The organism is Propionicimonas sp., from assembly GCF_047606205.1.
Classification (GTDB): domain Bacteria; phylum Actinomycetota; class Actinomycetes; order Propionibacteriales; family Propionibacteriaceae; genus Propionicimonas.
Genome location: NZ_JASGES010000057.1, coordinates 1 through 10,384 on the forward strand (window position 1 = coordinate 1; position 10,384 = coordinate 10,384).

10 protein-coding genes and 1 tRNA gene are annotated in these 10,384 nt (G+C 71.7%); 3 read left to right on the forward strand and 8 right to left on the reverse strand.

Annotation, left to right across the window (positions count from 1 at the left end; genetic code table 11):
* The 4 genes from QM633_RS03800 to rpmE form a co-directional block, all read right to left on the reverse strand.
* A partial coding sequence (locus QM633_RS03800) for an L-threonylcarbamoyladenylate synthase (RefSeq protein WP_415152399.1) occupies positions 1–713 on the reverse strand: 713 nt, incomplete at its 3' end.
* A 5-nt stretch (positions 714–718) separates the two neighbouring features.
* Entirely contained in the window at positions 719–1,558 is an 840-nt protein-coding gene (gene prmC / locus QM633_RS03805; RefSeq protein WP_415152400.1) for a peptide chain release factor N(5)-glutamine methyltransferase, read from the reverse strand.
* The gene (gene prfA, locus QM633_RS03810) at positions 1,558–2,628 is read right to left on the reverse strand and encodes a peptide chain release factor 1 (protein ID WP_415152401.1); all 1,071 of its coding nucleotides are present in this window, start codon (positions 2,626–2,628) and stop codon (positions 1,558–1,560) included. Before prfA ends, prmC begins: the two co-directional genes overlap by 1 nt.
* 105 nt (positions 2,629–2,733) lie before the next feature.
* Positions 2,734–2,958, reverse strand: coding sequence for a 50S ribosomal protein L31 (gene rpmE / locus QM633_RS03815; RefSeq protein ID WP_415152402.1), 225 nt, complete (start codon positions 2,956–2,958; stop codon positions 2,734–2,736).
* 159 nt (positions 2,959–3,117) lie between these two features.
* Here rpmE and QM633_RS03820 point away from each other — a divergent pair, with 159 nt between their 5' ends.
* Positions 3,118–4,371, forward strand: a complete 1,254-nt coding sequence (locus QM633_RS03820) for a GNAT family N-acetyltransferase (protein WP_415152403.1) — start codon at positions 3,118–3,120, stop codon at positions 4,369–4,371.
* A 25-nt stretch (positions 4,372–4,396) separates the two neighbouring features.
* On the opposite strand, the gene rho is transcribed toward QM633_RS03820, so the two are convergent.
* From rho to lysA, 4 genes are all read right to left on the reverse strand, one after another.
* Positions 4,397–6,124: a transcription termination factor Rho gene (rho, locus tag QM633_RS03825; RefSeq protein WP_415152408.1), complete on the reverse strand. Its 1,728-nt coding sequence runs from the start codon at positions 6,122–6,124 to the stop codon at positions 4,397–4,399.
* Positions 6,125–6,451: 327 nt separating this feature from the next.
* Positions 6,452–7,051, reverse strand: coding sequence for a bifunctional phosphoserine phosphatase/homoserine phosphotransferase ThrH (gene thrH, locus QM633_RS03830; RefSeq protein WP_415152404.1), 600 nt, complete (start codon positions 7,049–7,051; stop codon positions 6,452–6,454).
* Positions 7,051–8,340 (reverse strand): homoserine dehydrogenase, encoded by a 1,290-nt coding sequence (locus QM633_RS03835; protein ID WP_415152405.1) that lies wholly within the window; start codon positions 8,338–8,340, stop codon positions 7,051–7,053. Before QM633_RS03835 ends, thrH begins: the two co-directional genes overlap by 1 nt.
* 2 nt (positions 8,341–8,342) lie before the next feature.
* A complete protein-coding gene (lysA, locus tag QM633_RS03840) occupies positions 8,343–9,761 on the reverse strand; it encodes a diaminopimelate decarboxylase (protein WP_415152406.1) in 1,419 nt (472 codons plus the stop codon).
* 143 nt (positions 9,762–9,904) lie between these two features.
* Between lysA and QM633_RS03845 the strand changes: the two genes are divergently transcribed.
* Together QM633_RS03845 and QM633_RS03850 are read left to right on the forward strand one after the other, a co-directional pair.
* Positions 9,905–9,976, forward strand: a tRNA-Arg gene (locus QM633_RS03845).
* A gap of 207 nt (positions 9,977–10,183) precedes the next feature.
* On the forward strand, positions 10,184–10,384 hold a 201-nt coding region (locus QM633_RS03850), incomplete at its 3' end, for a 2-oxoglutarate dehydrogenase E1 subunit family protein (RefSeq protein ID WP_415152407.1).

A 10,384-nucleotide genomic window follows, 5' to 3' on the forward strand; every position in this document is an offset into this window, starting at 1 on the left:
CGCGGCGCAGGGTCGGCGCCCAGGGGTTCGGCGGGCGCGCTGAGCCCCGGCCCGGACGCGGCGCCGCCGGACACCTCCGGCGCGGGCTCCAGGTCGGGCAGGAGCACGGCGATCTCCTCGCGGGTGATCCTTCCCTCCCGCAGGATCCGGGGCGTCCCGGTGAGGTCGACGATGGTGGACGGCACCCCGCCCGACGCCGGGCCACCGTCCAGGTACACCGTGACCCGGGTGCCCAGTTGCTCCCTGGCCTCCTCGGCCGTGGTGGCCGCGGGCCGGCCGGACACATTCGCCGACGACACGGCGAGCGCGCCGGTCGCGCGCAGCAGGTCACGGGTGAACTCGTGGTCGGGCACCCGGACGGCGATCGTCTCGCCACGGTCACCGAGGTCCATCCGCAGGTGCGGGTGGGCTTTGACGATCATCGTCAGCGCGCCGGGCCAGAAGGCGTCGGCGAGGGTCAGCATGGCGGGGGTCACCTCGTCGGTCAGGGCACGGAGCATGCCGACCTCGGCGACGAGCACCGGCGGGGGCATGTCCCGACCGCGCTCCTTCGCGTCCAGCAGGCCCTGGACGGCGCCCGCATTCGTCGCGTCCGCACCGATGCCGTAGACGGTGTCGGTGGGCAGCACGATGCACGACCCCTCCGCCACCGCGTCGGCGGCGGCGTCGATCGCCGCCTCCGGGTCGACACTGATGTCCCACACCTTCGCCATGCCGCTCATCCTGCCAGCTTGCCGGCGCGGACGGCGGTGACGTACCGGGGCCGGTCGTTGAGGTCGGGGTGGTCGGCGACCTGCGAGTAGCCGCCCGCCGCGGCGAAGACGTCCACGACCGACCCGCCCTGCACCTCCGCGTGCTCCGCGCACACGAACCCGCCAGGCCTCAGCAGCCGCTTCGCGACGCGGGCGACCACCCGCAGGGCGTCCAGGCCGTCGGCGCCGGAGAAGAGGGCCACTTCGGGCTCGTGCGTACGGACGTCGACCGCCACCTGCTCCCAGGCCTCCAGCGGGATGTACGGCGGGTTGGCGATGACGAGGTCGACAGTGCCGTCGAGCTCACCCAGAGCTTCGGCCATGTCGCCCTCGACCAGCGCGACGCCGGAGCCGGCGAGGTTCTGCTCGGCCACCCGTGCCGCGATCGGGGACAGCTCGACGGCGTACTGGCGGCAGCCGGGACGCTCGGCGGCGATCGCGGCCGAGATCGCACCGCTGCCCGCACACAGCTCGACGACCACGGGGTCGCCGGGAAGGGCGGCCAGCCGGTCGATCGCCCACCCGGTCATCAGCTCGGTCTCCGGCCGCGGGATGAACACCCCCGGCCCGACGCCCACCTCGACGGTGCGGAACCACGCGCGTCCGGTGAGGTACTGGACGGGCTCCCCCGCCGCCCTGCGCTCCACGAGCGCCGCGTAGGCGCCCGCCGCGTCGGGGGGGACCTCGTGAACGAGCGCGAGCCGGGCCGGCTCGACGCCCAGGGCGTGGGCGAGCAGGGTGCGGGCCTCCGCCGGCGCGCGCAGGCGCCGGGTCCCGTCCGCCAGCAGCACGGGCACGGTCGCCATCAGTCGGTGCTGCCCAGACGCTGCGCGAGGTCCGCTGCCTGCAGGGCGGCGATCACGGCCGACAGGTCGCCGGCCAGGACCTGGTCGAGGTTGTAGGCCTTGAAGCCGATCCGGTGGTCGGCGATCCGGTTCTCGGGAAAGTTGTAGGTGCGGATCCGCTCCGAGCGGTCCACCGTGCGCACCTGGGACCGCCGGGCGGCGGAGGCCGCGGACGCCGCCTCCTCCTCCGCCCTGGCGACGAGCCGCGCGCGCAGCATGCGCATCGCCGACTCCTTGTTCTGCAATTGCGAGCGCTCGTTCTGGCAGGACACCACGATCCCGGTGGGCAGGTGGGTGATCCGGACGGCCGAATCGGTGGTGTTCACGCCCTGGCCGCCGGGGCCCGAGGACCGGTAGACGTCCACGCGCAGATCGTCGGGATCGATGTCGACCTCCGCCTCCTCCACCTCCGGCATCACCAGGACGCCGGCTGCGGAGGTGTGGATGCGTCCCTGGGACTCGGTCACCGGCACCCGCTGGACACGGTGCACGCCGCCCTCGAACTTCAGCACCCCGTACGGGGCGTTCTCCGGGTCGGGCGCGCCGGTGGCCTTGACGGCCAGCGTGATCGACTTGTACCCGCCCAGGTCCGTCTCCTGCGAGTCGAGCACCTCGGTCTTCCAGCCGCGGGTCTCTGCGTACCTGGCGTACATCCGGAACAGGTCGCCGGCGAACAGCGCGGACTCCTCGCCGCCCTCCCCCGACTTGATCTCGATCAGGGCGTCGGCGGAGTCGTTGGGGTCGCGGGGGGCGAGCAGGCGGGCGAGCCGCTCCTCGACCTCGGCGAGTTCCGTCGCGATCCCGGCCACCTCCCCGGCGAACGTCGGGTCCTCCTCGGCCAGTTCCCGCGCGGCGGCGAGGTCGGCGGCGAGCTGGTCATGGGTGGCGAGGTTCTTCACGATCGGGGTGAGTTCCGCGTACCGGCGTCCCACCCTGCGCGAAGCGGCGAGGTCGGCGTGCACCGCGGGGTCGGCGAGCTGCTGCTCGAGGTGCGCGAACTCCTCGCGCAGTCCCGCTGCGGCCTCGAACATCGGGCCCTTCCTTCCTGTCCGCGAACGACCGGCCGGACGTCGGTGGCGGTCCACCATGGCAAACGCCGGGCACCAGGACTGACCTGGTGCCCGGCGTCGACGAAGCTACTTCTTCTTCGCGGCCTGCTGCTTGGCGTAGCGCTTCTCGAAGCGGGCCACGCGGCCGCCGGTGTCGAGGATCTTCTGCTTGCCCGTGTAGAACGGGTGGCAGGCCGCGCACACCTCGGCGTGGATCACGCCGTTCTTGGCGGTGCTGCGGGTGGTGAACGTGTTGCCGCAGGTGCAGGTCACCTGGGTCTCCACGTAGTCGGGGTGGATGCCCTGCTTCATTGGTTTCTCCTGTTCTGGGTTCCGGGTCGCCCATGGCTACTGCGAAGGGGCTGGATGGGCCCCCGGGACGTGAACCGGAACCGACCCACCATTGTGCCCGATCGGCCGCCGCGAACCAAACCGGCCGCCACAGCCGCCCCGGTGGGGCAGAGTGGGCACATGGCGACGATTCCCGCGGGGCTGGACCTGGTGGCACTGGATGCGGAGCGGCTGCGCGACGTGCTCGAGCTGGACATGTGGGCGTTCCCGACCGGCGACGACATCGAGGAGATGCTGAAGATCCCCAATCCGCTGTCGTGGGACCGGACCTTCGGCCTCGCCGACCCGTCCGACGGCGGACGCCTGGTCGGCCTGCACGCGTCCTACCCGTTCGCGCGGTGCCCCGTCCCCGGCGGCCGGCTGCCGGTCGCCGGTCTCACCTGGGTGGGCGTCCACCCCCAGTGGCGTCGCCGGGGGTTGCTGTCGGCGATGATCGACGTGCACTTCGCGCACTGCCGTGACCGCGGCGAGCCGCTCTCGCTGCTCACCGCGTCCGAACCGGCGATCTACGGACGCTTCGGCTACGGCCTGTCGACCCGCAAGGCCGGCCTGACCCTCAGGCGCGGGGCGGCATTGCGCGACGTGCCCGGCGCCGACGAGCTCAGCGTCGTTTTCGAGACCGCGACGGCAGCCCGGCACGGCGAGCTGGTGGCCCGGCTGCACGGGTCCGTGGAACGGCCGGGCTGGGTGACCAGGGAGTCCGCGGAGCTACAGCGGTACTGGATGAGCGACTCCCCCGTCTTCCGTGGCGGGGCGGAGGCGCAGCGCATCCTGGTGGCCGAACGCGACGGCGAGCCGGTCGGGTACGCGCTGTTCCGCCGCAAGGGAGCCTGGGACGAGTCGGGTTCGAAGGGCAGCGCACACGTGCAGGAGTACGTGGCCGCCGATGCCGCGGTGGCCCGGGCGATCTGGGGCCGGTTGCTCGACCTCGACCTGGTCGTCGAGGTCACCGTGGGCCAGCTTCCGCTCGACGACCCGCTGTTTCTGCAGCTCGTCGACGTGCGCGCGGCCAGGCCCTCCTGGCAGGACAACACCTGGGCCCGGATCATCGACCTGCCGGCCGCGCTCGTCGGGCGGCGCTACCAGGCGGACCTCGACGTGGTCCTGGAGCTGTCGGACGCCCGCCTGCCCGGCAACGCCGGACGCTGGCGGCTCTCCGCCGCGGCCTTCGACGTTCCCACGGTGGAGCGGACGTCCAGCCCTGCCGACCTCGCCCTCGACATCCGGGAGCTGGGCAGCGCCTACCTCGGCGGGTTCTCGCTGGCCGGGCTCGCCGCCGCGGGCCTGGTCGCAGAACTCGTGCCCGGCACGCTGGCCCGCGCGTCGGTCGCCTTCGGCTGGCCGGTGGGGCCGGGCTCGAGCTGGATCTTCTGACCCCCGGCGGCAAGGCCGCCGGCGGCTACTCCGGGTTCGGGGTCGTCCGGGAGATGACCTGGAGGAACTCGCGGTTGCTCTGGGTCTTGCGCATGCGGTTGAGCAGCATCTCCAGGCCGGCCTGCGGCTCCTGGGCACTGAGCACACGGCGCAGCTTCCAGATGATCGCCAACTCGTCGCGCGGCAGCAGCAGCTCCTCGCGGCGAGTGCCGGAGGAGATCGGGTCGATGGCCGGGAAGATCCGCTTGTCGGCCAGCTCGCGGCGCAGCCGCAGCTCCATGTTGCCGGTGCCCTTGAACTCCTCGAAGATCACCTCGTCCATCTTCGAGCCGCTCTCGATCAGCGCTGTGGCCAGGATGGTCAGCGAGCCGCCGTCCTCGATGTTGCGGGCGGCGCCGAAGAACTTCTTCGGCGGGTAGAGGGCCGCGGAGTCGACGCCGCCGGAGAGGATGCGTCCGGATGCGGGGGCTGCGAGGTTGTAGGCACGGCTGAGCCGGGTGATCCCGTCCAGCAGGACGACCACGTCGCGGCCGAGCTCCACCAGCCGCTTGGCCCGTTCGATCGCCAGCTCGGCGATCGTGGTGTGGTCGTCGGCCGGACGGTCGAAGGTGGAGGAGATGACCTCCCCCGAGGTGCTCCGCTCGAAGTCGGTGACCTCCTCGGGGCGCTCGTCCACGAGCACCACCATCAGGTGCACCTCAGGGTTGTTCAGCGTGATCGCGTTGGCGATGGCCTGCATGACCAGGGTCTTGCCGGCCTTGGCCGGCGAGACGATCAGGCCGCGCTGGCCCTTGCCGATCGGGGCGACCAGGTCGATGATCCGGCCGGTCATGTTCAGCGGCGTGGTCTCCAGCTTGAGCCGCTCCTGCGGGTACAGCGGGGTCAGCTTCTGGAACTCGGGACGGTCCTTGGCCTTCTCGGGCGCGTCGGCGTTGATGGTGTCGATGCGGACGAGCGGGTTGAACTTCTCCCGGCGCTCGCCCTCCTTCGGTGCCCGGATGGCGCCGGTGACGATGTCACCCTTGCGCAGGCCCCACTTCTTCACCATCGACAGCGAGACGTAGGCGTCGTTCGGGCCGGGCAGGTAGCCGGTGGTGCGGACGAACGCGTAGTTGTCGAGCACGTCGAGGATGCCGGAGATCTCCAGCACCACGTCGTCGTCGTTGAGCACGGGCTCGGCGTCCATCCGCTCCAGGCCCAGGTTGTTGCCGGTGCGGTTGTTGCCGCGACGGTTGTTCTGGCGGTCACGGTTGCGCCGACGCCGGCTGCGACGACCGCCGGAGAAGTCGTCGTCATCGATGCTGTTGCTGCTGACGTTGTTGCTGCGCTGTTGCGGCTGCTGCTGCTGCGGCTGCCGGGCGGGCTCGGGCGGGCGGTTCTGCTCGCCGGAGTCCTCGCCGCTGCCGCCGCGGCGACGGCTGCGTCCGCCGCCCTCGGCCTTCAACGCTTCCAGGCGGGAGGCGACGTCGTCGCTGCCTGCCGGCAGCGCCGGCTGGTTGTCGGCCTGCTCCGCCCGGACGGGTTCGGTACGAGCGGGCTCGGCGGTGTTCTGGGCCTCTGCGGCAGGACGCTCCGCGCGCTGCCTGCGGGAGCGCTGGCCGCCGTTGGCCTTCTCGCCGCCGCCCGGCGCCGTGGTCGTCCTCGCCGGGGTCTGCGCGGCCTTGATCGCCTCGATCAGGGCCCCCTTGCGCATGGCTCCCGTGCCCTTGAGTCCGAGGGACGCTCCGAGCTGCTTGAGCTCGGGCAGGAGCATTCCCTCCAGTCCGGACCCGCGGCGCTTCGCGTCCTGGGTCGCGGCTTCGATGGTGTCGGTCACTGACTTCCTTTCGGATGGGGCGGCCGGCTGCCGGGCGGGCAGGCGTCCCCCGCGCTCATAGCTGAGCTCCACACATGACATCCAGATCCGAAATACCCAGAAGGTGATTCATGAAGCCTTCGCTGCGGGGATTCCTCGACGAACGGTGGTGGGCTCTCGTCCGTCCTGCCCGATCTGAGGGGCCGGCGCGCTCTCGGCGCAGATCCAGAGTAGCACCCGCATCCCGGGAACGGCGAAGCGACGCGATGTCCGGGCCGGGCCGGCTCAGGCCAGCGCCGCCTCGAAGGCCGTCCGCAGCCCGTCGTAGTCGTCGACCACGGGGAATCGCGGGTACTCGGCGATCACGTTCGCCGGCGGACGGAACAGGATGCCGGCGTCGGCCTCGGCGAGCATGGCGACGTCGTTGTACGAGTCGCCGGTGGCCACCACCCGGTAGTTCAGGTGGTGGAAGGCCCGGACGGCGGCCCGCTTGGAGTCCGGCTGGCGCAGGGTGTAGCCGACCACGCGGTCCTCGCTCACCTGGAGACGGTGGCACAGCAGTGTCGGGAACCCGAGCTGGGCCATCAGGGGCATCGCGAACTCGTAGAAGGTGTCGGACAGGATCACGACCTGGAACCGGGCGCGCAGCCAGTCCAGGAACTCGGCCGCTCCCGGCATCGGGCCCATCTCTGCGATCACCGCCTGGATCCGGGACAGCGGGATGTCGTGGGCGTCCAGCAGGCGCAGCCGGTGCCGCATCAGCTCGTCGTAGTCGGCGATGTCGCGGGTGGTGAGCCGCAGTCCTTCGATGCCGGTGGTCTCGGCGACCCTGATCCAGATCTCGGGCACCAGGACGCCCTCGAGGTCGAGGCAGGCGAGGTTCATCAGGCCCCCTCGACCCGCATGACGGAAATGCCGGGTTCGACCTCGGGCATCGCGCCGAGGGCTTCCAGAGCCCGATCGACCTGCTCGGCGGTGGCGCGGTGGGTCATGACGCCCAGCCGGGCCTGAGATCCTTCGCTCTCCTGGCGCACGGCCTGCAGCGAGACGGCCTGGTCGGCGAAACGGCCGGCGACCTGGGCGAGCACGCCCGGCTCGTCGTGGACGGTCATCGACACGTAGTAGCGGGAGCTGACCCGCCCCGGCGGGGTGATCCCGCGCGCGGAATAGGTGGACTCCCCCGGCCCCCTGGTCCCGCGGACGCGGTTGCGGGCGGCGGTGACGACGTCGCCGAGAACGGCCGACGCGGTCGGGGAGCCCCCGGCGCCGGGACCCATGAACATCAGGGTGCCCGCGTTGCGGGACTCGATGAAGACCGCGTTGTAGGCACCGGGGATCGCGGCGAGCGGGTGGTGGGCGGGGACCATCGTGGGGTGCACGCCGACGGCGATCGTGCCGTCCTCGCTGAGCACGCAGCGGGCGAGCAGCTTCACCACGCAGCCCATCTGCGTCGCGGCGGTGATGTCGGCGGCGCTGACACCGGTGATGCCCTCGCGGGAGACGTCGTCGAGGCGCACGCGGCTGTGAAAGGCGAGGCTGGCGAGGATGGCGGCCTTCGAGGCCGCGTCGAAGCCCTCGACGTCTGCGGTCGGGTCGGCCTCGGCGTAGCCGAGTTCCTGCGCCTCGGCCAGCGCGTCCGCGAAGTCGGAACCGTGGGAGTGCATCTTGTCCAGGATGAAGTTGGTGGTGCCGTTGACGATGCCGATCACCGCGGTCACCTCGTCACCGACCAGGGACTCGCGCAGCGGGCGGATGATCGGGATCGCCCCGGCGACGGCTGCCTCGTAGTACACGTCGACTCCCGCGGCCTCGGCGGCGGAGTAGACGGTGCCGCCGTCGGAGGCGAGCAGCGCCTTGTTGGCCGTCACGACGGAGGACCCGGCGCCGATCGCGGCGAGGATCAGGGTGCGGGCGGGCTCGATGCCGCCGAGGAGTTCAATCACGAGGTCGACGTCGGGCCGGCTGGCCAGGGCGAGGGCGTCGTCGGTGAGGAGCGAGCGATCGATCCCGGGACGGTCGAGTTCGAGCCGGCGGACGGCGATGCCGACCAGTTCCAGCGGGCGGCCGATCCGGGCGCGCAGGTCATCGGCCTGCTGGATCAGCAGCCGGGCCACCTGGGACCCGACCACTCCGCAGCCCAGCAGCGCCACCTTCAGTGGCGTGGAGTCGTCCATCGTCATTCCTCGTTCTCGGCGAGCCCGGCGTCCAGTGACAGCAGGTCGTCCAGGGTCTCGCGCCGCAGCATGGTGCGCACCTTCCCGTCCCGCACGGAGACGACAGGTGGCCGTGGGGTGTGATTGTAGTTGCTGGCCATCGAGCGGCTGTACGCGCCGGAGGCGGGCACGGCGAGCAGGTCGCCGATCCGGACGTCGGCGGGCAGGAACTCGTCGCGGACCAGGATGTCGCCGCCCTCGCAGTGGACACCCACGACGCGGGACACGACCGCCTCGGCGGTGGAGGTGCGCGAGGCGAGCGCCGCCGAGTACTCGGCGGCGTACAGGGCCGGACGGATGTTGTCGCTCATCCCGCCGTCGACCGAGAGGTAGCGGCGCGTCACCCCGCCGCCGACATCGACCGGCTTGACGGTGCCCACCCGGTAGAGGGCAAGGCCGGCCGGGCCGACGATGGCGCGCCCCGGTTCGATGGAGACGGCGGGGACGGCGAGCCCGAACGCGCGGCACTCGTGCTCGACGATGTCGCGCAGGCCGCGGGCGAGTTCGTCCGCGGAGGCGGGGTCGTCCTCCTTGGTGTAGGCGATGCCGAAGCCGCCGCCGAGGTCGAGTTCGGCGAGCTCGATGCCGGTGGCCTCCCTGAACTGGCTGAACAGCTTGAGGGTGCGGCGGGCCGCGACCTCGAAGCCGTTGGTGTCGAAGATCTGGCTGCCGATGTGGCTGTGCACGCCGAGAAGGTTCAGCCGCGGGCTGTGGTGGCAGCGGAACATGCCGACGAGCGCCTGGCCGCCGTTGATGGAGAAGCCGAACTTCTGGTCCTCGTGGGCGGTCGCGATGTACTCGTGGGTGTGGGCCTCGACGCCGGTGGTCACCCGGATCATGACGTTGGCGGTGGTCGCGAGCTCGTCGCACAGGGCTTCCAGGCGGGTGATCTCGTCGGAGGAGTCGACGATGATCCGTCCGACGCCCTGCTGGAGGGCCAGCCGAAGCTCGGTCTCGGACTTGTTGTTGCCGTGCATGCCGATCCGGGACGGCGCGAAGCCCGCCCGCAGCGCCACGGTGAGCTCGCCGAGGGAGCAGACGTCGAGGTTCAGCCCCTCCTCGTCCACCCACCGGGCCAGGGCGCCGCAGAGGAACGACTTGCCCGCGTAGTAGACCGTCCAGCCGGCGAAGGCGCTGCGCCAGTCCTGGGCGCGGGCGCGGAAGTCGTCCTCGTCGAGGATGTAGGCCGGGGTGCCGACCTGCTCGGCCAGGTCGGTGAGGCGGACACCGCCGACCTGGATCACCCCGTCCTCGTCGCGGTGGACGGTGCGGCTCCACAGCTTCGGGGTCAGCGCGTTGACGTCCTCGGGCCTGGTCAGCCACACCGGCGCCGGTGCGGTGACGTCGGCGTGGATCGAGCCCGCCACGTGCATGTGCGTCATGGCAGGCAACTGTGCCAGAGTCGACGGTTCGCACGCCTCCCTGCCGGCCGATCTGGACGCGTGCTGCGGCACCCCGGGCCGGACGCCGATGCGGTCGCCCGCCCCAGACTTTGCTACAGTCGCCTACGGCCCTTCGGGGCCGGGCCCCCGTAGCTCAGGGGATAGAGCACCGCCCTCCGGAGGCGGGAGCGCGCGTTCGAATCGCGCCGGGGGCGCCCACTCCGCCGTACCTTTCCCGGTCGGCGTCGTCTTCCGAGGCCGGCCGGCACCCACCGCCGTTCTCCTTCCCGCGATCGGCGGCAGTGCGACCGCCCGACCGGAACCTCGCCGTGATACTCCGGCGGGTGCGGGCGCTCGCCCGCGCGAGGCGTAGGTAACATCAACCAGACAGCAGCGCGCGCTGATCAGGGAAGAAGGCGATTGTGGCCACGCCGCAGGACGTGAAGAACCAGACCGACGACGAGTTCGGAGCCAACGACTGGCTGATCGAGGAGATGCGCGAGCAGTTCCTTGCCGACCCGTCCTCGGTCGACCCCAGCTGGGTCGACTACTTCAACAGCCACGCCGCCGGGTCCGCCACCCCGGCCGCCGGCACAGCGGCCGCCGCCGAGCCGGCCCGCAAC

Excerpts from the sequence above, each read along its gene's own strand:
- prmC (WP_415152400.1), bottom strand. The coding sequence starts at position 1,558 with ATGGCGACCGTGCCCGTGCTGCTGGCGGACGGGACCCGGCGCCTGCGC.
- prfA (WP_415152401.1), bottom strand. The coding sequence starts at position 2,628 with ATGTTCGAGGCCGCAGCGGGACTGCGCGAGGAGTTCGCGCACCTCGAG.
- rpmE (WP_415152402.1), bottom strand. The coding sequence starts at position 2,958 with ATGAAGCAGGGCATCCACCCCGACTACGTGGAGACCCAGGTGACCTGC.
- QM633_RS03820 (WP_415152403.1), top strand. The coding sequence starts at position 3,118 with ATGGCGACGATTCCCGCGGGGCTGGACCTGGTGGCACTGGATGCGGAG.
- rho (WP_415152408.1), bottom strand. The coding sequence starts at position 6,124 with ATGCTCCTGCCCGAGCTCAAGCAGCTCGGAGCGTCCCTCGGACTCAAG.
- thrH (WP_415152404.1), bottom strand. The coding sequence starts at position 7,051 with ATGAACCTCGCCTGCCTCGACCTCGAGGGCGTCCTGGTGCCCGAGATC.
- QM633_RS03835 (WP_415152405.1), bottom strand. The coding sequence starts at position 8,340 with ATGGACGACTCCACGCCACTGAAGGTGGCGCTGCTGGGCTGCGGAGTG.
- lysA (WP_415152406.1), bottom strand. The coding sequence starts at position 9,761 with ATGACGCACATGCACGTGGCGGGCTCGATCCACGCCGACGTCACCGCA.